The 25,266-nt window shown below is 37.3% G+C and carries 19 protein-coding genes; 4 read left to right on the plus strand and 15 right to left on the minus strand.

What is annotated here, in order from left to right; genetic code table 11:
• The 4 genes from PMI13_RS14610 (at position 1) to pelA (ending at position 9,842) form a co-directional block, all read left to right on the plus strand.
• A complete protein-coding gene (locus PMI13_RS14610; protein ID WP_162129631.1) occupies positions 1 to 6,750 on the plus strand; it encodes an RHS repeat-associated core domain-containing protein in 6,750 nt (2,249 codons plus the stop codon).
• Entirely contained in the window at positions 6,740 to 7,384 is a 645-nt protein-coding gene (locus tag PMI13_RS14615; RefSeq protein WP_007845028.1) for a hypothetical protein, read from the plus strand. The genes PMI13_RS14610 and PMI13_RS14615 overlap by 11 nt, the downstream gene beginning before the upstream one ends.
• A 244-nt stretch (positions 7,385 to 7,628) precedes the next feature.
• Positions 7,629 to 8,810, plus strand: a complete 1,182-nt coding sequence (locus tag PMI13_RS14620; RefSeq protein WP_007845030.1) for a DUF4861 domain-containing protein — start codon at positions 7,629 to 7,631, stop codon at positions 8,808 to 8,810.
• Between the two features lie 6 nt (positions 8,811 to 8,816).
• Positions 8,817 to 9,842, plus strand: a complete 1,026-nt coding sequence (pelA, locus tag PMI13_RS14625) for a pectate lyase (RefSeq protein ID WP_202948034.1) — start codon at positions 8,817 to 8,819, stop codon at positions 9,840 to 9,842.
• Positions 9,843 to 9,923: 81 nt separating this feature from the next.
• Here pelA and PMI13_RS14630 read toward each other — a convergent pair whose 3' ends face one another.
• The 15 genes from PMI13_RS14630 to PMI13_RS14695 form a co-directional block, all read right to left on the minus strand.
• Positions 9,924 to 11,039, minus strand: a complete 1,116-nt coding sequence (locus PMI13_RS14630; protein ID WP_007845034.1) for a pectate lyase family protein — start codon at positions 11,037 to 11,039, stop codon at positions 9,924 to 9,926.
• 255 nt (positions 11,040 to 11,294) lie between these two features.
• Positions 11,295 to 11,498: a hypothetical protein gene (locus tag PMI13_RS14635; RefSeq protein ID WP_034669605.1), complete on the minus strand. Its 204-nt coding sequence runs from the start codon at positions 11,496 to 11,498 to the stop codon at positions 11,295 to 11,297.
• A gap of 77 nt (positions 11,499 to 11,575) precedes the next feature.
• A complete protein-coding gene (locus PMI13_RS14640; protein ID WP_007845035.1) occupies positions 11,576 to 12,478 on the minus strand; it encodes an alpha/beta hydrolase in 903 nt (300 codons plus the stop codon).
• A 20-nt stretch (positions 12,479 to 12,498) separates the two neighbouring features.
• Entirely contained in the window at positions 12,499 to 12,840 is a 342-nt protein-coding gene (locus PMI13_RS14645) for a cupin domain-containing protein (RefSeq protein ID WP_007845036.1), read from the minus strand.
• A 213-nt stretch (positions 12,841 to 13,053) separates the two neighbouring features.
• On the minus strand, positions 13,054 to 13,788 hold the full coding sequence (locus PMI13_RS14650) for a rhamnogalacturonan acetylesterase (protein WP_007845037.1): 735 nt from the start codon (positions 13,786 to 13,788) through the stop codon (positions 13,054 to 13,056).
• A gap of 100 nt (positions 13,789 to 13,888) precedes the next feature.
• Positions 13,889 to 14,866, minus strand: coding sequence for a pectinesterase family protein (locus tag PMI13_RS14655; protein WP_007845039.1), 978 nt, complete (start codon positions 14,864 to 14,866; stop codon positions 13,889 to 13,891).
• Positions 14,867 to 14,968: 102 nt separating this feature from the next.
• Positions 14,969 to 15,874, minus strand: coding sequence for an alpha/beta hydrolase (locus PMI13_RS14660; protein ID WP_007845041.1), 906 nt, complete (start codon positions 15,872 to 15,874; stop codon positions 14,969 to 14,971).
• A gap of 115 nt (positions 15,875 to 15,989) precedes the next feature.
• On the minus strand, positions 15,990 to 16,673 hold the full coding sequence (locus PMI13_RS21410) for a glycosyl hydrolase family 28 protein (RefSeq protein ID WP_007845043.1): 684 nt from the start codon (positions 16,671 to 16,673) through the stop codon (positions 15,990 to 15,992).
• Positions 16,643 to 17,656 carry a glycoside hydrolase family 28 protein gene (locus PMI13_RS21415; RefSeq protein ID WP_007845045.1) on the minus strand — a complete coding sequence of 338 codons (1,014 nt, stop codon included), beginning with the start codon at positions 17,654 to 17,656 and terminating at the stop codon, positions 16,643 to 16,645. Before PMI13_RS21415 ends, PMI13_RS21410 begins: the two co-directional genes overlap by 31 nt.
• Position 17,657: 1 nt before the next feature.
• Complete coding sequence (locus tag PMI13_RS14670) at positions 17,658 to 18,503, minus strand: rhamnogalacturonan acetylesterase (protein ID WP_007845047.1); 846 nt, start codon at positions 18,501 to 18,503, stop codon at positions 17,658 to 17,660.
• A gap of 130 nt (positions 18,504 to 18,633) precedes the next feature.
• On the minus strand, positions 18,634 to 20,277 hold the full coding sequence (locus PMI13_RS14675; protein WP_007845049.1) for a glycoside hydrolase family 43 protein: 1,644 nt from the start codon (positions 20,275 to 20,277) through the stop codon (positions 18,634 to 18,636).
• Positions 20,278 to 20,470: 193 nt separating this feature from the next.
• Positions 20,471 to 21,730 carry a glycoside hydrolase family 88/105 protein gene (locus PMI13_RS14680; protein ID WP_007845054.1) on the minus strand — a complete coding sequence of 420 codons (1,260 nt, stop codon included), beginning with the start codon at positions 21,728 to 21,730 and terminating at the stop codon, positions 20,471 to 20,473.
• 11 nt (positions 21,731 to 21,741) lie between these two features.
• On the minus strand, positions 21,742 to 22,737 hold the full coding sequence (locus PMI13_RS14685) for a DUF4861 family protein (RefSeq protein ID WP_007845056.1): 996 nt from the start codon (positions 22,735 to 22,737) through the stop codon (positions 21,742 to 21,744).
• Between the two features lie 44 nt (positions 22,738 to 22,781).
• The gene (locus tag PMI13_RS14690) at positions 22,782 to 24,197 is read right to left on the minus strand and encodes a pectate lyase family protein (protein ID WP_007845058.1); all 1,416 of its coding nucleotides are present in this window, start codon (positions 24,195 to 24,197) and stop codon (positions 22,782 to 22,784) included.
• A 31-nt stretch (positions 24,198 to 24,228) separates the two neighbouring features.
• Positions 24,229 to 25,245: a pectinesterase family protein gene (locus tag PMI13_RS14695; protein ID WP_007845060.1), complete on the minus strand. Its 1,017-nt coding sequence runs from the start codon at positions 25,243 to 25,245 to the stop codon at positions 24,229 to 24,231.
• Positions 25,246 to 25,266: the final 21 nt, after the last annotated feature.

Consider the following 25,266-nt stretch of genomic DNA (forward strand, 5'->3'; position numbering starts at 1 on the left):
ATGAAACTCAAAATATATTCTTTATTGTTATTTGTTACTTCGGTATTTCTGATTGCCCAGAAGCAGACAAGTATTACTTTACAATATGACACATCCGGATATGCTGAAAATAATAACAGTAGTTCAAGATCGTCATCATCATCTTCAACTCAGAAAACAAATCCTGCCGATGTATTGGTACCTACTGTTAATGGAGAAATGAATGTAAATGATGGAGGAACACTATCCTATACAATACCTGTTGAAACTGTGAAAGGAATCAATGATCATCATCCGAATATCGCTCTTGCTTATAATAGCCAGAGTGGAAACGGCCAGGCCGGATGGGGTTGGAATGTAGTAGGTATTTCAATGATCAATCAGGGAGGGAAAAATAAACTGATTGACGGGATAACTATAGGTCCTCAGTTTAATAACACAGATCCCTATTATCTGGATGGCCAAAGGTTAATTAAAATCAATGAAACTACTTTTGTTACGGAGAAATATTCAAAAGTAAAAATTACAAAACCGTCTTCTGGGGAATATTCATTTATTATTCAATATACAGATGGTAAAATAGCTAAATATAAACAACTGTCACCAGGTCAGCATTATATTGTACAGCTTTCAGATGCGATGGATAATCAGATTCATTATAGCTATGAATCTGAGAATGTCAATGAATCTGTTGAAAGAAAGAATGTAAGACTTGTAAAAATATCTTATGGTGGAACCGATGCTATTACTGATAAATATTATATCAGTATCAGCTATAAAATGCGTACTCTCAATAGTTATTATTACAGGAATGGACTCATCTCAACAAGTAACAGGATTATTGATTATATTACTTCCGGAACGACAACTACAGGAGTATTTAGAAAATATACTCTTACCTATGATATTCTTCAGAACGATACGAGATATCGCATGGAGAGATTGCGTAAAGTGGAAGTTGAAAATGGTACCGGTGATAAGCTGAGACCCTTGAATTTTAGTTATAATACTTCTACGGGGTCACAAATCGTAACCAATTCTTACAGTATTCCAACTTTTGCCCATGATATTAACGGTTTGGGAAGTGTAGCCATGGGAGATTTTTTCGAGGCAGGAAAACTGGAACCGGTATATGGAGTAAAATCAAAAACAGCCGGATACAGAATATCCAGTAAAAGAGGAATTGTTAATTTAAATTATGCTACCAATGGAGGAACTGCATTTTATGCAGGAAAAGTTCTTTTCAATGACAATATCTCATTAAGGGATGCATTAATCGGGATCACTACCAATTATATTGGAGATGTGAATGCCGGAGGGGCGCTGGTAGATGAGGTCACTTTTCATATGGATGATCTTACAGGTGTTGCCGGAAGAACTTTAAAAATAAATCTGCCGGGAGGTACTTTTACCACACCACCTGACTATGATCATTATACGGGTGATATTATCACCCCGGAAACTATTTACAGGGATAAAACCGAAAGAACATTCCATACGGGAGATTTTAATAATGACGGCCTTTTGGATTTCTTAATTTTTGAATCGGCAAATGATAATAGAGCCGCTAAAGTATATTTGGTAGAGGCCGGAAAAATACAAGCAACTTCCATTACCCCTGCGGAAATTACGATTCCTGCTGGTTTTGTTGGAAGAACCTATTATAATATGGAGTTTGATGGTGACGGAATTCCTGAAATTTTGGGAGTAAATGCAGCCCAAAAATCATTCACCATCTATAAATTGGATATGAATGCAAGTACAATCAATATTAAACTTGCCGATGTAGCATTGTTCAATTCATTTACTCCTAAGACTCCTTTATTCATGGGAGATTTTAATGGAGACGGCCTTACTGACTTCATGACTCCCGGAAAAGTATATGAAATGGATCCACATGCTTTTAAAGCTTTGGGCTCTTTGGTGAAGCAAATGGAGACTGAAACCAATTACTGGTACATATACCGTTCAAAAGGAAACAGTTTTGAAAAGTACACGGAGACTTATAACGACGGCGAATTAGTATATGCAGTGCCTTCCAGCAGAAATGTTATCAAACGTACTTCTTTCTGGGATAAATTCTGGAACAGTGAGTTTGATGAATATGAGGGGAGCGAGTATATCAATACCTCGATCATTATGGCTGATTTCAATGGAGATGGAAGAACGGATATTATCACCAGTATCAAGATCGGAAAAGCAAAATATACGACCGACGAACTTTTATACAAAACAACGGTAAGTAATTTAGGGAACAGTGTAGAATATCCATGGATGGGGCAGGCTGGTAATTACTTCAATTCCAATATGGTGAATAAGATCAAATTTTTACAGAATGGTCTTGTAACTGCGGTTTCCAATACATTCCGTCCGCTAGCTCAGAATATTCCGTTAGAAAATACGACAATTTCACCACTTTCCCTGATTGTTGCGCAACATAGCTTTAACCAACTTAATACCTACACCACAGGAATTTATATTCATGATCCATTGATAGGAAAGGACAGAACATTTGAGATTAAAAATGATAATTTCCTGGAAACCCAGATACAGGAAGTAGATAACGGTTCATCAGTAGTTCAAAAGATTGAGTACAGACCTATGATTCCGAATTACAGTAACTCAGATGTAGTTTACAATTATAAGCCTGATGTACAATTAAAATATCCTTATTATACCCATAATACCAATGGATCTTATTATCTGGTAAGTAAAATTCATACTATTTTTAATAGTAATGTACTTACCAATGAATATCGTTACGAAAATGGAATTCAGCATCTTGAAGGAAGAGGATTCCTTGGGTTTCAAAAAATTTATGTGAGTGATGCCTATGTGTCTGAACTTAAAAATAATAAATATGTCAATAAGGATCCTGTAAAAAAACTGTTCTGGAATATCACTACCAAAGATCCTTTAATGGATAATGCAGTAGTTTCAGCAACATACGGCGGGATTAAAAAATTCATTACAGAAACCAAAACTATTCATAAGAAGTTTGATAAGGGCAATCATCAGTACCTGATCTTAGAAACTGATGAAACTTCAAAAGATTATTTGAAAAATATCATCATCACTAAAAAATATGATTATGATGAGACAGACGGACTAAAACTGAAGAGTGCATTTACAGATTATAATGGAATCGGTTCTTCACTTTCTAAATATAATTATAAACCGGAATTTTTTAACGGGGATCATTATTTCTATGGGAAGTTTGCTTCATTGGAGAGTACAACATACAAAGATGGACTGTCTTTCACCACAAGGGAAGAAACTGATTACAATCCAAACGGGAATTTAAGTGAAAAGAGAAAGTATGGGAATGATGCAAACAAACCACCTCTTGTTACAACTTATACGTTCAACAGTTTGGGGAATATGGAAAGTGAAACCTTTTCTACAGTAGGAATAACACCCCAGACGACAGGATATGGATATGATACCACTAATCGTTATGTCAACAAAACCACAACACCTGACGGCCTGTTTTCTCAGGCTAATGTTAATATATTTGGTCAGGTAGCTTCAGAAACTTCTCCTATGGGGCTTAATACCTCATATATTTATGATCCATGGGGAAATGCTACGGAAATAACCGATTATCTTGGCAAAAAAACAACCTTGTCAAAATCTATAGCTGATATCTCTACCGGAGGACAATATAACCTTCATAAAAAACGGGAAGGTGGAGCAGAAACCATTATTACATACGATAAATTTGACCGGGAAATACAAACAAAATCTCAGTCTGTCAATGGAAAATGGTTGGTTGTAAAAACAGAATATGACGTTTTCGGAAGAAAATCCAGATTTTCAGAACCTTTCTTTGAAGGTGAAACTCCCAAATGGAATTCTATCGAATATGATGAAATGAATCGTCCTGTGAAAAATATTGCATTTACAGGAAAGATAATGACTACCTGTTACGAAGGCATGAAGGTAACAGTGGATGACGGATACAAAAAAACATCTAAAACTCTTGATGCTATGGGGCATACCATACGACATCAGGATCATGGTGGTATTATTGCGTTTTCATACTATCCGAACGGAGCTTTAAAAGAGTCTAATTATGAGGGTATAAAAACGACTTATGAAATTGACGGATGGGGGAATAAGACTAAAGAAACAGATCCTTCCGCAGGAACTTATACTTATGAGTTTGACAACGTAAGTCGCATGACTAAACAGACAGCTCCTAAAGGATATACCCTTTATACCTATGATAATTTTGGCAGGCCGGAGACTGAGAAAACCTATGGTAATACACCTGCTGAAAATACAAATATTGAAAAAACATATACCTATAACGGACAGACAAAACTTCCTGAAACCATCACAGGCATAAGTAACGGAAAATCTTTTATATATACTTCTTATTATGATCAGTATTACCGTTTGTATGCTAAAAGTGAAGAGACTCCTGATTTTATTTATAATTCTGCAAATACTTATGACAGTTATGGAAGAATAGATCAGACAACAATCAGCACTGTACTGCTGGGGCAGGGAATGTCAACTTCCAGTATCAAAAATGTTTATGATGCAAATGGAATACTTGTTCAGCAGAATGATATTGATTCCAATACAATGATTTGGCATCTTTCGGATATTAATGCTAAGGGACAATATACACAAATGGAATATGGTAACGGATACTCCATAGCTAATCAATATAGCCCCTCAGACTTTACTCTTTTCAATATTAAACATCAGAACACCAATAATGGAACTGTTGCAGTAGATATCGACTATAATTATGATGTAAATAAGGGAGTTCTGAACTGGAGAAGAAATAATATTTTCGGAAATAAGGAAGATTTCACTTACGATAAATTAAATCGTTTGCTCACTGAAGCAGTCAATGGGGTTCTTTCCAATCAATATACTTATGATAACCGAGGACGGATAACTTCAAATTCAGAACTTGGGAAATATAATTACGATGTCAATGATTATAAATTAAAAAGTGTTGACTTTAATACTAACGGGCAAAATATAAATACACAGAGAGGTTTTGCCAATGTAACTTACAATGCATTCAGAAATCCGAATAATATTATATTGGCGGGCAGGGATAATCTGCATTTTGAATACAATATTCTGCAGTCAAGATATTCAATGGGTTCAAAAACCGGCAAATATACCAAATATTATTCCTCTGATTTTGGGATTGAACTTACTAAAAATATTTTAACCGGGGTTACAGAACTGATTACCTATATTAATGGAGATCCGTATTCTGCCAATTATATTAAAAAAGAGGTTTTTACAAATGGAGCCCTAACAGAAAAAAATAATTATTACCTTCACAGGGATAATCTCAACAGTATAGTTGCTATTACCAAAACGGATGGATCTGTTGTAGAAAAAAGATTTTTTGATGCTTGGGGGAATCTGAAAGGCTTGGTTAATGTCAGTGGACAATTGATTACAAATGCAGACCAATTGAGGTTTATGCCTTTATTTATCAGCAGAGGGTATACGGGACATGAGCACCTCCAGACCGTAGGGCTTGTCAATATGAATGCCCGTATTTACGATCCGGTTGTAAGGAAGTTTTTAAGCCCTGATACAATAGTTCCTGATCAGTTTAACACACAGAGTTATGACAGGTTCGGATATGGCTATAATAATCCACTATTATACATAGATGTTGACGGATATGAACCGATTACTTTGGGGATGGCTGCTCTTATTGGTTTAGCTGTAGCCATTACCACTAAGGTTATTGTGAATATGATTAATGGTATTCCGTTTTGGTATGGTTTAGGAAAAGCTGCTGTAATGGGAGCTTTTTCGGGAGCATTGAGTTTTGGGATCGGAAGTATGGCCACATCGGTTTTCGGGCAGTATCTCACGGTCGGAAAAGCACTCTTTGAAGCGGCTATGCATGCTTCCACAGGAGGATTTATGTCAGTAATTGACGGAGGTAAATTCGGTAGCGGAGCTTTAAGTGGAGCAGTATCTTCTCTTATGGCAAGCGGTATGCAGTCTTTGGGAATTGATTTTGCCGCGACCAGAGCTGCAGGTGGAGATATAGTGTATAATGGTTTCGGAAAAGAAGCAATGAAAGCCGTAATGATTGTGAGTGGAGGCTTAAGTGGAGGTATTTCTGCTGCTATTGCAGGTGGAAATTTCTGGCAGGGAGTGAAGCAAGGACTTATTTCTTCAGGCCTAAATCATGTGGCACATTTAACAATTGAAGGATTTGATAAATCCAATTATGAAAAACTTAAAGAACAAGTTGAAAAGTTTCTTGGAGATAACAAAAGCGCAGTTGCTACTTCTTTTAGCGGAAAACCTGAAGATCTTATTAAATTAGTTAGAGGAGTCCCTATTCTTAATGAATTACTCTTAAAGGTAAAACATGGAACGGTAATATGGTTTAAAGTAACGAATCGGGGAATCACCCCTTTAATTGGTGAAGATGGTGGTAGAGTTTTGGCTGAAACTTATGTAAACAGTGCCGGAACCATTACGATAAACCTTGAAATGATAAAGTCGGACAGATGGATGGGGGTCGCGCAAACAATTGGTCATGAACTGATCCATGCTGCTAATGAAAGCCATGGTTTACATAGCATGTGGGCAGGTAATGTTAATTCAAAAGTGGCAGATGCATATAAAATAGCAACGTCAGAAATTTCTGCTTATATGTGGTCTATGGCCTATGCAGGAAATCAAAGAGAGTACATGGAGGCACAGGCTGCTATGAATAGAAATGCAGAAATCTCAAAACGACTCATGAATCAATATGGACATTAAAAAAAGCTTGTTAATATTAATTTTATCTTTTCTAATTATTTCATGTGTTAAGAACAATGAAGTTACATTAGCTATTGATGATCCGTTTTATGCTAACAAGGTGGAGCATAAGATCTCCATTGATAACAATACGGCAAACAATTATGCTTTTTATTCTATTAATGATTTCGGAGTAGGCAGTTTTCCGCTGATCGGAATATATGAGGTCATTATAAAAGATGAAAATAATAAAAAAATAGAAAGTAAGAACATTTTTGTTAATATTTCAGGTTCCGGGTATAGCAAGAAAGATTCTGTAACAATGGAAACTTTCAGACAAAAGGGTTTTGACAGAGATATGCTATGGTTTGAAATAAACAGAAAAATGAAAAAAAATGCTGTATTTATTAATCCGTTCTCAGGCAAAGGAGCGGAAAGAAAATTGGCATTACTTGCTTCACAGACCCGAGCAACCGGAGGATATTATGATCTTAAGAAAAACAAAAATTATACAATACAATTCGGAGTATCTTTTGACAGTACTGAGATCAGAAAGTATCTTACTCCTTTTGATATAGATTCCTTAAAAAAGAATAAGATTAAAATCTTTCATGGTAAACTTATGACAAAGACAATTCCATTAATTGTGGAATAATTAAATAACGCCCCGGCTCATCGAGTCGGGCGTTTTTAGATAATATTTCTAAAATCAGTAGAATAGTTAAAACATCAATGTGATTCAGGATTTTGAAAGGAAAAAATTTCTCTGACTGTATGCTGCATTCCTTATATAGCAAGTAAATTTGAAATAAATACCGTTAAATCCTTATCATTGATAAGGATTTTTATTTTTCACATAGAATAATTGATTAAATTTGAAAAAACAATTCAATAGGCTTATGAATAAAATGTCCCTTTTCGGATGGGTTTGTGCAATCGATTGCATTTTTTTGGTGAATTCCCTGAAAGCTCAAAATTCTGTTCAGGTCAGCAATACATTGGATTTCCCAAGAAGTGAAATCGTTTCAATCTCTTCAACCCGGTTGAAATCATTTTTAAGCAAAAACAAAGAAACAGATCTCAGAATAAAAGACAGTCACGATAAATATCTTCCTATTCAATGGATCGATGATGACGGTGACGGGAAAAATGACGAATTGCTCTTCCTCACGACAATAGAAGCAAAGAAAACCAATACCTATACCATCGTAGGAAATGCAGAAATTCCTGTTCCGGAAGCTAAAGTAACCGCTTACTCAAGACTGGTGCCGGAAAGAGTAGATGATTATGCCTGGGAAAATGATAAAATTGCGTTCAGGGTTTACGGGCCGAAAGGTCAGAAAGAAGCCCTGGAGGGAGTTCAGGGAAGCACACTTTCAAGTGGAATTGATATCTGGCTGAAAAGAACAGATCAGCCTGTAATCAATAAATGGTACAAAGGATATCTCACAGACCCGATGTATTACCATAAAGATACAAGAGGCGAAGGCTATGACCCGTATCATGTTGGAGACAGCAGGGGAACCGGTGGAATCGGTATCTGGAATAATGACCAGCTTCAGGTTTCCCGGAATTTCGTGACAGCTAAAACAATTGCAGAAGGTCCTTTGCGTACTGTTTTTGAGCTTACTTACAGCCCATGGAGTGAATATGGAGTTCGTGAAATAAAAAGGATTTCCCTTGATATTGGCTCTAATTTTTCCAGGTTTGAATCCAGGTTTGAAACAGAAAAACCGGTTCCGAATTACACGGTCGGAATCACCCTGCATAAAAACGAAGGTGAAGTAAAAATAAATGATAAAGACGGCTGGTATCTTCACTGGGAAAAAATTGATGACGCTTTTGTAGGCGAAGGAGTTGTGGTAAACCCCGCTGCCGTTAAAAAATCCTGGGCACGAAAATCGGATGTTGCAGATCAGAGTAATCTGCTGGTTGTTACAAAACCTTCAAATAAACTGATTTATTACGCCGGATTTGCATGGCAGAAAAGCGGTCAGGTTCAGACCCGGAAAGACTGGGAAGCATTGTTGCAAAAACAATCCATGATTATTGCCCATCCGTTAGTTATTAAGATCAAATAATACAATATGAAAATGAAATTTAAAATTTCAATACTGATATTTTCATTCATTACTCTCACTTTCTCAGCTCAGGCCAAAGACACCCTGGCGGAAAAAATATTAATCTACCAGCTGCCGAATGGCGGTTGGGGAAAACAGCTCGATGATAAATCGGTCGTGAATTATAGCCTTCCCATTGATAAAAATCTTTTAAAGAAAATAAAGGCAACAGGTGACGACCACGCAACAATTGATAACAACGCGACCTCAAGAGAAATCAATGCACTGATAAAAGCCTACCAATCCACAAAAAATCCTGAATACCTGAAATCTGCGGAAAAAGGGATTAAATATCTTCTCATAATGCAATATGAAAACGGTGGTTTCCCTCAGTATTACCCGAATTCCGGATTGTACAGGAAACAGGTGACCTATAATGACAATGCAATGATCAATGCGCTCACGGTTTTATATAATGTAGCAGGAAGTAAAAATGATTTTAACGTTGTTGATCCTAAGCTGAAAGAAAAATCAGTACTGGCCGTACAAAAAGGAATCCAGTGTATTTTGAAAACCCAGGTGATGCAAAAAGGAAATCCGTCGATATGGGCAGACCAGTATAATGAAATCACTCTGCAACCCGATAAAGCCAGAGCTTTTGAACCCATTTCATTAGCGACAGGAGAATCTGTGAATATCGTTCGTTTTCTGATGATGCAGCTTGTTACTCCCGAAATTGAAAGCTCTGTGAAAGCTGCCGTAAAATGGTTTAAAGAAAATAAGATCGATGGATACAGCTATAACGTTTCAAAGCAAAACGGAAAAACATTAAGAATTTTGAAAGAAGACAAAAGCTCGGTAATCTGGGCAAGGTTTTATGATATCCCGACCAATAAACCTCTTTTTGGAGACCGTGACGGAAGTGTAAAATATAATTACAATGAAGTTTCCGAGGAAAGAAGAAATGGTTACAGCTGGTTTGGTGATGCCCCCGGAAAGCTTATTACCGAAGAATATCCGAAATGGCTGGAAAAGAGCAATTTATCTGACTAGCTATCTATAAACTCATATACAATAAAAAACGACCGGGAAATTCCCGGTCGTTTTTACATCCAAAATATTTTAAATTCCTGATTATAAAGAATTGCAAATGTTTCCGCTTAAGGTAGCACCCGCATTGGCTGTCACATCAGCTTTAACAGCAGAAACAGATAAAGCCGGGATGGAATACGGTGGCGTAAATGCTGTTCCGCTTCCTGCAGTATTGCCTGTTACATTGGTAAAAGTGCTGCCTGTCTGGGTCACAGCTGTGAATCCGCTCATCAGGCTGATCGGTTCTTTTACATTTTCAAAGACATTTCTGTCTACCAGAATATTGGCCTGTACGCCTGCAGCAATACATTTGTTGCTTACCGAACTGTTAAAATAGCTGTTAATGATATGAATCTTGCCATATCTTACCCTGGGCATACGCTCTCTGCATCCGGGTGCCCACCAGCAACGAACGAAAGTCACATTAAGTTTTCCGGCATCTGCCGTTGCCCCATCACTTGAGCCGATAAGATTAGAGAACCTGTGATCATCTGTACCTCCTGAGCCTCCGGGTTTTGGAGCCTTCAGATAATGGAATTTTGTATAAGATACGGTAACGAAATCTGATTTGTTTTTAATGTCAAAATTTCCGTCAACACCATCCCTGAACTCGCAATGGTCGATCCATACATTTCGGCAGTCATCAAGAATGGCGTTATCCCATCCATCGGTATCATAAGCTCCCGGCCCTTCAAAAATCAGGTTTCTGATCACAATATTATTACATCTTTTAATATTGATGATACCGGATCCGCTTGCCGTCTGATCAGTAGAAACCAGCTTGGCACCGCTTGCCCCATAAATTGTTTTCCCGGTCTGATCCTGGAAAGACAAACGGGCCGTGACTGTAATCGTTCCCGTTACTTTAATCACCTTTACAGAAGTGTTTTCTATAGCTGCCTTTAATTGGGCGTATGTGGAAACTGTTGTCTCTGCTGCCGTTCCACCTCCGGTCGTTCCCCCGTTTTGAGAAGCCCACCCGGGAGCAAAGCAGCTGGCCAGAGGAATAACGGCGTTGGCAGAAAGAGATTTTTCAAGCCTGAGTAGATTTGAATTTTCGGTTAATTCACTTTTAATGTCATCTTGCCCGCAGCCTGTTAAAGCAAAAGCAGAGCTTAGAGCTGCCGTAAGAAAGGCAGCTTTGATTTTTGTTTTCATAGTTTAATAATTGTTTCTTTGTTAATGTTAGATAAAATTATATAATAATTAATAAATTGTTTTATATTTTAATGTATTAATATTTATATAATTATAATGTTATTTAATTTATATGAACAACCGATTGCATTTTAAATAATATTTAAAATTTTTAAATGGTTTTTTTAGAGATAAAAAATCCCGAAGACAACACATATCTACAGGGGATTTTGTACGGTCATGAATCTGCGGGCGAATAAATTTGGTTGTTTAAAATTATTGAACTTCGAAAAGATAATTTCGGCCTCTTTCAGCTGTAAAATCAGAAACCCTTTTAGTCCGGTTTTTTTCAGAAATTAAAGGAGTTCTGATTGCATTAACCTGATAATATTCATTTGGGTTTTCACCTTTTGCCGCTTCAACAGTGACTTGGTGGCTGAGGCTCCCGAAGCCACCAATGAAGCCATTATTACTCTGCAATTCCCTTCTAACGAAGATTTAATGATAAGTTTTATCAATTTAGAATTTCTCCATTCAATATCCCACTTCAAAGCCGCCTACTTATTAATTATTGTTTTAAGCCAGTCTGAGCATAGTTTTTTCCAGTTATCCGTTAGTTCAGATTTATTGGTAATACCTATTTTATGTTCACCTTCCGGAAAGATAAACACAGCCCCTTTTACTTTATTTTTTATCATTTGCTGGAAATACAAAATACTGTTCATTACAGGAACTGTTTTATCGTTTTGTGCATGAAATAATATTGTAGGAGGTGTTTTTTCCGTTACCCGATTCTGCATTGAATATTCTTTGATTTTTTCCGGAGAAGCATTTTCACCAAGCAAGCTGTTACGGCTTCCGATGTGTGCAAATTCGCCTAAATCAATAACCGGAGAAACGAGAATAGCAAAATTCGGAATGGTAGAAATATTTTCCCAGTCGCCTTTTAATTCTGTATAATCTGTGGAAATATTACTTGCCGTTGCCGCCAGATGTCCTCCCGCAGAAGTTCCGATTACACCAATCTGTTCCGGTGAAATACCATATTGATTTGCATTCTTTCTAAGATATTTTATCGCTGCCTGAACATCCTGCAATGGGGCAATTTCTTTTTGTTTCAAATCCGGAGACGTCGGTAATCTGTAATTTAAAACAAAAGCAGATATTCCTTGTGTATTGAACCATTTTGCAATCTGATAACCATTCAAATCGTAAGTAAGTTTGTAATATCCACCACCGGGAATAACGATAACAGCCATCTGTTTTCTTTCTTCCTTCGGGGGTAAAAAAGCAAAAAGTTCGGTTTCCTTTATTTGTACAATCCTTCCTTCTTTTTCTTCGGTTTTTAGCAGTAATCCTTTAGAGTTCGGCATCTGACCCTTGGGCCAAACCATGATTTTTTCCTGTGCGGATAACTGAGTGAAAAGGAAAACAATTAAGATAAAAACAGATTTTTTCATGGCTTTCTCATTTTAAATAATTAATCTTTGAAAAAATCTTCTCTAAATGGCGTAAAAGTATCGATCAGTTGCCCTTCTTCCAGACATTTTACCCCATGAAAAATATTGGGTTGGGCAAAAAATCCATCTCCTTTCTGTAAAATTTTTGTTTCGTCACCCACCGTTACTTCAAACTTTCCTGAGTTCACATAAGTAATCTGAGAATGGAAATGCTGATGTAAAGCTCCAATAGCAGCTTTCTCAAATCTTACAATCACCATCATCACCTGGGAATTGTAACCCACAAATTGTCTGGAAACACCACCTCCTAAATCTTCCCATCCGGAATTGCCGTCAAAGAACGGCTCTTTTTTGAAATTCATTTTTTATGTTTTATTAGTTAAGTCACTGTAAATTTCAGATACATTTCTAAACTATGAAAAGATACTTTCAAATTTGTCATTCTGAGCGAAACGGAGTGGAGTGTGGAATCCAGGCAATTCAATGATATATATGAAGTAGAGATTCCTCCGGAATGACAAACTGGATGCAAAATTTCTGCTAAAAATATATACTGTAAACCTGTAGCAGCTTTATTATTTAATATATTTCTCCAAACCTGTTTTTAAATTTTTCAAAGAGCTTACAGCCAGCTTTGCAACGGATTCCGCACCTAATTCCGACAAATGGGTATCATCATTTTTCCCCTCAGGATAATAATCAGCTTCCCCTTTTTTATAATGCAGATGCAGTTTTTTTGAGTTTTCAGGACCATAAGAAATTTCCATCTGCTCCGTTAATAACTGCAAATCAACAAACGGAACTTTCATATCATTGGCAACCATCCTTACCACTAAGGGGTATTCTTTATGGGTATCCACCAAGACCCCATTTTCATTGAAATTTCTTCTGACAATTGAGGTCATGAGAATCGGGATTGCTCCTTTTGATCTTGCTTCACTGACATATCTTTCCAGATTGGCTCTGTACTGAGTGTAAGGATTGGTAAAACGGGCTGAATCCTTTATCTTCTGATCATTGTGCCCAAACTGGATAATAACAAAATCTCCTTTTTTAAGCTGTTTCATTATCTTATCCCATCTTCCTTCTGTCCTGAAGCTTTTCGAGCTTCTTCCGTTGGTCGCATAATTCTGAATCTCAATTCCTGTTAAAAATAGCGGAAGCACCTGTCCCCAGCCATGTTCCGGATTTTTATCAGGATTTTCTTTATTAGCCATTGTGGAATCACCAATCAAAAATAACGTTGGCTTTTTCTGGGCAGATGTGATGATCGATAAGAATAGAAATAGTAGGATAAGCGTTTTATTCATTATAATTTTTTTAATTAAAAATTCTTTTGTCTTGGAATCCAGCAGAGTCAAATAAAAAAGTTCAGGAGTATCTCGATTGAGTTGTGGTTATAATTGCGCATTATTTATTAATCATATTCGGATTCCAGCCATCAAAAATCTTTTCAATGGTATAATTTTTCAGATCTTTTTTTGTCAACTGATGCGACCAGCTTACCCGATTTGATGTATTGCTGCCATCGCCTTTGCTCCCGTATTCTGCATAGTAAGTGGTTTTTTCTTTATCAGGGAACATTTTATCGCCTTTCCAGGGATTCCAGCCTTCCGGAACGATGTGTTTCCCCATTCCGGTATTGATGAAAACTGTTTTAGCATAAGGTCTCCAGGGCCTTCCCAAATAGACTTTTGTGATGCCTTCTTTGGCTATTAACTGACAATCAAAAAAGACGAAACCATATTTTCTGTCAGCTTCTGTTGCCGCTGCAGTAATGTAAGAATCAGCTAAGCTTTTAATTGTACAATTTTTAAAAACAACGGTGGCCTGCCCGAAAATAAAATCAGTTGTGCCTTCGATATAACAGTTTTCAAAATACTGTCTGCTGTGATTGGTTGCTGAATAAGTCGTATCCTGGCATCCCAGAATATTGGAGTTTTTAATCACAAAACGATCGCCTTCCACATGAAGGGAAACAGCCTGACCTTCATTGCACGAACTATTCTGAATCGTCAGGTTACTGATTTTAATATCATCACCCATCACCAATAAAGTATAGGAATTGAAGGTGGTAATTTTTTCATTAAATGCATCCTTTTTTCCAGAAAAATCATTGTTGGTGATAATGGTGTTATCTTTATTTTCGCCTGCTAATGTAATTTTATGTTTTGACGATGGAATGACAATTTTTTCATTGTATATTCCGGGTTTAATAACGATCAATGCTTCCGCCGGGCCTAAATCCCTGATCGAACTGATCGCTTTCTGAATTGAGGTGAAATCTCCGCTTCCGTTTTTTGCTACGGTCACTTTTATGTACGGATCATTTCCTGCCAGGAGAAAATCTATCATTAAAATAAACAGAATTAAAAATAATTTTTTCATAAACTGGATTGTTATTTTCTTACACAAAGATTTCTTCATTTCTTTATGATAATTTTAAGGAGCAGAGGATGGCTATCTTTGCATTTAAAATCATAATTTATATCACCGAAAAACGTTATTTAAAAAGTCAACTGTATAGTTCAGGGTTTCAGTAAACCAGGGCTCTGCCGACCAGAATGAATGCGGTGAATCTTTGATTTCATGAAACTCAGTCGGAATATGATAACTCTTTAATTTTTTCATCATATCGTCTCTTCCTGCATGGAATCTTGGCTGAGAACTGTTGATAAAAAGGGTAGGAGGTGTATTTTTATCCACATATTCCAAAGGGGAAGCCTCAGTCCAGTTTTTTAAATTAACCTCTCTGTCGCCACCCAGCCAATACGAAGCATAAGTGCTTTCTTCAGCTTCGGGATGAATGAATGAAACAATTCCGTCAACATTGATTATGGCTTTAATTTTATTCTTTGATTTTACCCCGACCAAAGTGGCGATCTGTGCTCCTGCAGATTCACCTAAAACGGCTATTCTGTTTTTATCCAGAGCATATTTTTTATGGTTTTTCTTTAACCAATGAATGGCTTGCTCAATATCTTCAACGGCTCCGGGATATTTTGCCACATCAGCCAGCCGATAACCGACTGCTATTGCGACATAACCTTTTGAAGCCAGTTCCATCGCCATATATTTTTCATTTTCCTTGCTTCCTGAAATCCAGCCACCGCCGTGTACCATTGCAATTCCTGCATGCATTTTTGTTTTATCAAGAGGATAATACACATCAGCTTTTAAGGAAAGCCCGTTGATATTGGCGTATTCCACATCTTTATCAATTCCTGTATTTTGTGGGACAGACCGGCCTAAAGGGGTGATAAAAGGATATTTTTTCTTTAATTTTTCATAGGCAGCTTCATTGGTGTATGGACTAGCATTCGGCCGTTGTGCCTGACCGAATGCTGTCATCCATACAAAGAAAATAGAAATATAAGTGAGTTTATCAAATATCATGTCGTCAAATTTTAAATTCTGAACCGTTCAATAAGAGATATTAAGTAAAGCCTGGTTTATTACTCTTAAAAATTTATTAAGTCTTAAATTTTTATCCAATTATCCCTGATCCATTTTATTTAACCGAATTTTTTGCTACTTCCGTTCCGATTGAAAGCGCATTTTTATCTGACGCCACTTCCTTCGGTAACAGTATCATTCCTGTTTTGTTCCCTAAAACTTTAATGAACGGCTTATTTTGGGATTCAAACTTTACGGTTGACAGGTTGATATTTTTACTGTTATAAACTGTTGCCCCCGTTCCCTCAGAATATTTAAGCTTTACATTTTTTAACTGAATTCCGTCTGCGTCTACAATCGTTAAAGCTTTTTTAGTATCAAACTGAGAATCTTCTATCACAATATTTTTAAGATTCATTTCTGCCAGGCCGAATAAAGTAATCGCTTCATAAGAATTCACTGCATGAATGTTTTTAAAGAAAATATTCCTGAAAACCGGGGTCTCTTCTGTCACAGGATATATCTTTTCCGGTGATGTATTGCCTTCTTTTTTCTGTCCGTCTTCCAAAACCGGGGAAGCACCTTCATAGAACATGTTGAAGCCAATCGTCTGGGTTGGGATATTGATCATATCAATATTTTTAATGTAAATATTTTCAACGATTCCGCCTCTTCCACGCGTTGTTTTGAAGCGCAGGCCGATATCCGTTCCAATGAAAATACAGTCTGAAACATGAATGTTTCTTGCTCCGCCGGACATTTCGCTTCCTACCACAAAACCGCCGTGGCCGTGGTACACAATATTATTTTTAATGATGACATTTTCAGTCGGCATATTTCTTTTCTTCCGTCTTCATTTTTTCCTGATTTAATACAAATTGCATCATCACCTACATCAAAAGTATTGTTATAAATCAAAACATTTTTGCAGGATTCCAGATCGACACCATCGCCGTTTTGGGAAAACCAGGGATTTCTGACGGTAAGATTTTTTAAAATCACATTGGAGCACATCAATGGATGAAGATTCCATGCCGGTGAATTCTGGAAAGTGGGCCCATCCAATAAAACTTTATCGCAACCCACCAGGCTTACCATAACAGGACGAAGAAAATCTTTAACCGATTTAAGTTCTTCTTTAGAAATCCTGTCAGGAACATTGAAGCTCGAGCTGCTTTCAAATCCTTTTTTATAACTTTCTGAAGGATACCACGTTTTGCCGTCGGAAGATAAAATTCCACCTGATGCAGTGATTTCTTTCCATTCAGATTCAGATACTTTTCCTTTTTTGATGGCCCTCCATGCATCGCCGCTTCCGTCAATCACTCCTTTTCCCGTGATGGCAATGTTGGTTGCATTTCTCGCTGAAACGGGAGACTGGCAACGAATAGTGTTTAACCCTTCAAAACTTACATCAACCAAAGGATAATCATTTTTATCTTTACTGAAAATAATAAAAGCACCTTCTTCTACATGAAGATTGATGTTGCTTTTTAACTCGATAGGGCCTGTCAGCCACATTCCTCTTGGAACAACCAATTTTCCGCCACCTTTTTTGCTGAGGTCATCGATTGCTTTTCTGAAAGCTTCCGTGTTTTTTACACTTCCGCCTGCAACTCCACCGTATTGGATAATTGACACGGTGTTCGCTGCGAAAGAAGTTTCTGCCACCTGAGGCATTTTAAACTCAATATTCTTATAAATATCCAGATTCTGAGCCTGTATTCGCCCTGAAAATATCATGGCTGCTGCTAAACCGATAATTTTGAAAGACTTCTTCATTTTATTTTTTTTGAGTTTTAATTATATTTTTAAATTCCCGATAAACAATTGAAGCTACTACTTTTGCACCTTCAGGCTGAAAGTGGGTGTTGTCTTTCTGACCTTTAGGATAAGCTTCATAAGTGCCTTCAGGAAGATTCATAAAATAATGATTGGTGGTGAAATCCTGGCCTTTCCGGGTAAAATATTCCATTGATAGTTTGTTTAAATCAATGTAAGGAACATTCATTTCTTTAGCAATATCAATAGGAGCCTGCCAATATTCACCGTGTATATTTTCCAGCTTTCCATCTTTCCAGGGATAATTTCTGGCAACGGGTGTTATAATAACCGGGTTTCCTTCTTTTTGCCTTGCCTGAGTTACAAATAATCTTAAAAACTCTTTATATCCCTGAATATTTACATACCGTTCCGTATGCTTTTCTGAACCGTCATTATGACCAAATTGCATCAAAACATAATCGCCGGGCTGTAAATGCTCGTAAACATATCTCCACCTTCCTTCCTGGAAAAATGTCCGGGTGCTTCTTCCTCCATGTGCTCTGTCGATAACTGCCACAGAATCTGTTTTAATCACAGATTTTAAAGAAATCAGGCTGTCTTTCACAAAAAATGGCTGGAAAACCTGTCCCCAACCGGTAATCGGGTAACGTGCTTTCATATAATCTTTGCCGGGTTCGTAATCTCCGGTATAATCTGCTACTGTGGAATCTCCGATAAGATAAATATGTGTGACTTTTTTATTGCTTTTTGTCATTGCCTTTTGAGCATTGCTTTGTGGCCGGCATGCGGACAGGAACAAAACGACGGATAAAAATGAAACGGTTTTATATATTGTTTTTATCATTGACTTATTTTTAAACCTATTTGTTGGTTGATCTTTATATTTTTTAGTAATCCTATTCTTACAAACCTTATAGGTTTTTAAAACCTATAAGGTTTAAGCCAGGGTTTATTAAGTCATTTATGTAAGCCTTTTAATTTTTAGTTATTCTGAACCAGTCAAAATCAGCATATCCACCGCGGGAAGCTTTTGCTGTACTTATGCAGTATAAACCGACTTTAGCACCAATCCATTTTCCGGGTTTGGCCTGAAAAACTTCGCCGGCTTTAATGAAGCTTTTACCATTTTCACTGTAGCTGAACTGGCATAAGCCATTTGGCTCATTTACATTTACTTTTAAATAGACTTCATTTCCTTTTAATTTTGTTTCAAACAAAACCTTTTCCTCACCGCCTTTATCGGCTTTCTCAGCTCTTCTTAGCTGTAAATAATAGCCGTCCGGTTTATTGGTAATCACAATGGATTCATGATCTAACCCCATGATCAGTAATCCTGCGGTTTTCCCTTCTTTGGCATCTTCCGGTGTCAATTTAACTTTGGTAGAAGCTGTAAAATTCGGAGCCGGGAATTTTTGGGTTAATAAATTCGGAACGTTCCACAGGTTTTTTTCATCTTCAGAAACTTTCATTGAAAATAGTCTTAAAAATTTCTGCCCCGGAAGCTTGGATGACCAGACTATATTTTCGTTGGCGCTCCATTGCCATTGTAAGCCTAATTTTTGACTGTCAAATTCATCGGTTTCAGGAGGAGTAACGATAGGGTATGATTGGGCTATATTTGGTTTTTTGTAGGTTAAAACCGGTTCTCCGATTCCGTTTTTATTGTGGTCAATTCCTATTACCGGCCAGTCTTTTTCCCATTTCATGGGCTGCAGATGAATGATTCTTCCATAGGTATCAACATCCTGGAAATGATAGAACCAATCCTCACCAGAAGGGGTATCTACCCAGGCGCCCTGATGAGGTCCGTTGATTTTTGTTGAACCCTGTTCCAGTACCACTTTTTCCTCATAGGGCCCGTAAATATTTTTTGACCTTAATACCAATTGCCATCCGGTTGCAACGCCACCTGCAGGAGCAAAAATATAGTAATAGTCGTTTCTTTTGTACATTTTCGGGCCTTCAACGGTTGGATGGGCATCATGACCGTCAAACACATGAACTCCTTTATCCAGCACTTTTGTTCCTTCAGGGTTCATTTTATTAAGGGATAAAATACTTTTCACTCCGGCTCGGCTTCCTGCCCAGCCATGGACTAAATAGGCATTTCCATCATCATCCCAGAACGGGCAGGAATCGATTAATCCTTTTCCTTCCATTACCAAAACCGGTTTTTCCCAGGCTCCCAGCGGGTCTTTGGTTTTTACCATATAAATTCCGAAATCAGGATCACCCCAATAGATATAGAATTCACCTTTGTGGAATCTTATACTAGGCGCCCAAACTCCGTCACCCCGTTTTGGAGTTGAAAAATGTTCGGTTGGGAGAACATCCGGAAGTGCATAATTCACCAATTTCCAGTTCACAAGATCTTTGGAGTGAAGAATCGGCAAGCCGGGAGCTTCATTGAAGCTTGAAGCTGTCATATAATAATCGTCACCTACACGGATAGCATCCGGATCGGAATAATCTGCATAAAGAATCGGATTTCTATAATTTTTGCCCTGATCGGCAGTCCAGACTTCGGAAACGTAGTTTTTTTCCTGTGTGTAGAGATAATTTGATGCACAGGAAAAAACTGTGATTGAAAGTATATTTAATATATTTTTTGTCTTCATAACCAGATTTTTTGATCTGTCTAATTTTAACGCAAAGAGCGAAGATTTTTTGCCAATTATGCTGTTCATTTTTAAGTTTGCAAAGGCGCTTTACTCAGCAAAGGTTGAGTGTTTTAATTACTTTGTCATTTCGATGTTATGAGAAATCTCTTATCATTATCCTTCACTCTGCTTTCACTTTGTTCGGATAAATTTATTTTTCAAATTCCAAACTTGCCAAAATGAATGGTCCTGTTCCTTTTCCGTCGTTTGAACGGATTTCCTCGTTTACATAATATTCGTAGGAACCGTCTCTGTAAGGCTTTCCTCCTAATCCGGCAACAGCACAACATTTATTTAAATTGACCACGCCATTTTCATCAACCGTGATTAAATTTCTGATAATTCCGTCGTAACCCTTTTTTGCTGCAGTTTTATATGATTTTGGAAGATAACCTTCGTTAACCGATTTAATGATCGTATAAACGAACATTGCTGATGCTGTTGCTTCTTCATAATTGCCTTTTTCTAAAGGCTTGTCTAAAACCTGGTACCAAAGACCGGATTTCTTATCCTGAACTTTGATGATGGCATCTGCATAAGATTTTATGTAAGAAATTAATTTTGCTCTTCCCGGATGGTCTTTAGGCAAATAATCCAGGACATCTACCATGGCCATTCCGTACCAGCCCATACCTCTTCCCCAAAAATTAGGTGAAAGTCCGGTTTTTTTATCTGCCCAGGCCTGTTCTTTACTTTCATCCCAACCGTGATAAAGAAGTCCTGTTTTTTTGTCTAAAAGATTCTTTTGTACCGAATCAAACTGGAAAACAATATCATCATACGCTTTTGTTGCTTCTGCACCTTTTACGAAATCCCGTGTGTAGTGCGTGTAAAAAGGCATTCCCATGTACAGGCCGTCCAGCCAAACCTGATACGGATATATTTTTTTGTGCCAGAAAGACCCTTCTTTGGTTCTTGGCTGTCCGTCAATTTGAGTACGAAGCATTTTTAATGCTTTTAAATACTTTTCTTTTTTCTCTTTTTCATAAAGATATAGCAAGACATTTCCGCTGTTCAGAAGATCGATATTGTATTTTTCCAATTCGTAGGTAAGTATGGTTCCGTCTTCTTTTACCAGCTTTTCACCGAAGTCGCTGATATAGTCGTAATATTCTTTTTTACCGGTTTTTTCGTATAATTTTTCAGCCCCGTCCAGAACAATTGCTGAAGGATAAGTCCATTTCGGGCTTTTGCTGAAATCGAGCATCCAGGATTCCGGGAAGCGGTGCATTTCAGATAGCATCATTCTTTCAGACCATCTGAGATTGGTGGGAACTACTTTTCCTGATTTTGAAGTTTCTACTGCAGATTTTGCTGCAGTTACAGATTTAGTTTGAGCACATGCTATAAACATCCCCGAACCTAAAATAGCAACAGCGTATGCTTTTATTTTATAATTAATAAAATTCATTCTTTTAAACTTTAAAGTTGATTTTTTTTATCTAAAATATCCAGTTTTTTATCCAGATCCTGATAGAAGGATTCTTCTGTTGTTAGCCCGTTAGGTTCCTGAGACCAGGCTCCTGAAAAATAGTATGAAACATTTTTTGTTTTCTTGAAAACTACAGTATGAGTGGATTTTGTTTTTACATATTTATCAAAGCTTTCAAGAGGATAGAAGACTGCCATTCCCAGATTATCTTGTTTTTTCGTTTCGGTTTGATTTCCGTAGGTAGCAATATAAGCCCATTTTTTATTTTTGCTGATTCCCTGTTTTAACGGAATATTTTTAATGGCAACAATTCCTGTACATAATCCTGAAAGAGTATTGCTCAAATTTAAATCTACTTTTACAAAACGGTCTTTATTGAAAATCGTCAGCTTTGATTGTAAATCTACGGCGTCACCCCATGTTTTCCAGCCTTTATAATCTATAACTGCATACGATTGATCTTTTTCATTAACTACTTTTGCGGTTGTATTTTTTACAATTTTAAAAGTTTCAACATAATCATTCTGCTCATCATATCTTCCGTAAGAGCCAATACCAATCGTACGTCCGGATTTCAGAATATCCTGCCCCCATGGTGCATCATGATGATAAGATTCAAAACCATCCTGCCCAACTTCAGGTAAAACCAATGTGTTTATTTTTTTACCGAAAATATCGGTTGCATTTCTCCAGTCCAGATACAGTCTGTAACCAATCTGATTATTTTCCAGTCCGATCCCTTCATATCTGATGTAAGTGGAATGGTCTGTGTGGGATTCGGGAAGGGTGAGCCCCTGAATGTTTTTGAAAGCTCCGCCGATATATCGATCTCCTTCCCATTTTCCATCTTCTTTTACAGAAAGTTCTGCATAAGAGAAAGGGGCTTTTGGGTTCTTTTTAATTTTTTCAATCACAGAGGTCTGGGCTGAAAAATTTGAACTGATAAATGCTCCGGCAATTAATATTTTAAATAAACTGAACTTCATACTATTTTTTATTACATAATGGTTTTAAAGATTTTCCATGATTATTACCGTTGTCCTTCGGTTATTTTTTTTACAATATCATTCATGTAAACTTCTATATTGTCATAATTTTTATCTAAATCTCTTCCGTTGGCATCCGCAACTTCTGGGTTTAACTGATGCTTGATTTCCCATTCATCCGGTATTCCGTCGTTGTCTGAATCGGGTAGTGGTTTTCCCTGCTTCAAATCCGGGAATCCGCCTGCGTCTTTCTGAGAGTCGATGATCCCGTTGGTGCTTCCTTTTGAGCCTTTGTATGTGAAACTCCCGTTCCTGATATCTTTTAAAACATGCAAATCGACTGCATCCCGCACCAGACTTGCTCCTCCGAACTGTAAAGTTTTTTCATACGCCTCTTTGGCAGGATATGTCTTTACATTATTCTGAATATCATGTGGCTGACTGATCTTTATGGTATTTTTATCTTTATCCGTAAGATTGTATGCTGGTTTCATCTGGCTGAAAACACCTTCATTCCAATTGTCTTTTGTGGCTTCCGGGCTTCCTTCCACCACATTTCCGCTGATGTAATATTTTCCCCAGATGTTATAGACTTCCGCTTGTGGTTTTTCATTTTTATCGATGGCAACAATGCGTTGTTTTGTTATGGTTGCGGGGCCCGGTTTGTAATAATTATTGACGATATTCACGTTCATGCCTTCACCTCCGTAAACATTATTGTGTCCCCAGTTATAAATTACGTTATTTCTGAAATCTGTAAGATCTGTTAAGGCGAATTTACTTCCTGCATATTCTCCCAGCCTCGGATTCCTGCTGTCGTGGTGGGCATAAATGTTATGATGAAAGGATGCAGATTTTCCGCCGGCAATTCCTCCGTATCCGTGTGCTCCCTTCCGATGGGCGGAATTTCTTAGGCTTTCCGCAATGAGACACCATTGAAGGGTTGTGTTTTCATTGACATAAATGGAAACCGTCTCATCTGTTGACCAGCTCATTGAGCAATGATCCACCATCAGATTTTTGATAAATCTTGCCCCTAAAGCGTCACCTTCAAAATTTTTCTGATCCCCCATCCTGAATCTCATATACCGGATAATGACATTGTCTGCCCCTATAAAAGTTTCGTAGTTGGCAATAGTAATTCCATCTCCGGGAGCAGTTTGCCCGGCGATGGTGACATTTCCTTCGTGTATTTTCAAGGGTGACTCTAAATAAATCGTTCCTCCTGTTTTGAAAACAACATATCGAGGACCTTTCTGGTCTAATGCATATCTTAAAGTTCCCTCCGAACCATCATCCGACAGTTTGGTGACGAAATAAACCTTTCCACCGCGTCCACCGGTTGTATATCTTCCGAAGCCTTCTGCACCGGGAAAGCTTAATACATTCTGAGCATTTGCCAACGTGGAAATCCCGCATAAAATTCCTATCGTGAATCGTTTTGTGAAATGTTTTTTCATGATTGAAAATCTTTAGTGTTCAGGGTTGGATTTAAATTTTTTTCACATTCCAGTTGTCTTTTCCTTTAAGAATATTTTCTGTTGTGTATATTTTTCTTTTTTCTTTGCTGAGTTGATGAGACCAGGAAACCCTTTTAGAGGAATTGGCTCCGGTTCCCTTTGAATGATATTCTGCGTAGAATGTCGTTTTTTCTGCATCGGGCTTATTCCAGTTGTGCCAGCCTTCAGGCTTTATAGTTGAATTCAATTCACAATCGATATAAACTGTTTTGGCAAAAGGCCTCCAGGGTCTTCCTAAATAAACCGAGTTTTCTTTGGTATTTCCGATAATTTTTGAATTGATAAAAACAAAACCGAAATCATTTTCCTGTGGAGTAGAAGCGGCTGTCACATAGCTTGCGCTTTCTTTTGAATAAATGGTACAGTATTCAAAAACGGCTGTCCCGGCTCCGAAAATATAATCGGTTGTCCCTTCGATATAGCAGCTTTTAAAATAATTTCTTGAAGGTTTTGTTTTGTCCTGCAGATCCTGGGTGCCTTTTAAATATAAGGTATCCTGATTTCCTAAAAACCTGCAGTTTTCAAAAGCAATCCTGTCACCCGAAATTAAAACGGCAACGGCTTGCCCGACTCTTCCTGAGCTGTTTTCAAATGAAATATTTTTTGCTGTAAAATCATTAGAATAAATAAAAATTGTGGATGAACCTGTTGTTCCGGTTTCCTGCCCGTCCGGATTTTTTTTTGAAGCGTAATCATCATAAGTGATCATCGTATTTTCAGGGTTTTCACCTTCCATTAGAATGGCTCCTTTCGTTTCCGGGATGATAATTTTTTCTTTGTAAACTCCGGCTTTAATTATAATTTTTGTTCTTATGGAAGAATTGTTTTCAATGGCATTGATAGCCTGCTGTATTGTGATGAAGTCACCTTTTCCGTCTTTCGAAACCACGATTGTCCGATCATTGGTCTTGAAAGAAAGAAAGCTTAATAATACTGCCAGTAAAATTGAAAACGGTTTTATATTTTTAATTAAAATGGAGGTTTTCATTGAATAATTTTTAAGTTAAAA

The organism is Chryseobacterium populi (assembly GCF_000282115.1).
GTDB lineage: Bacteria > Bacteroidota > Bacteroidia > Flavobacteriales > Weeksellaceae > Chryseobacterium > Chryseobacterium populi.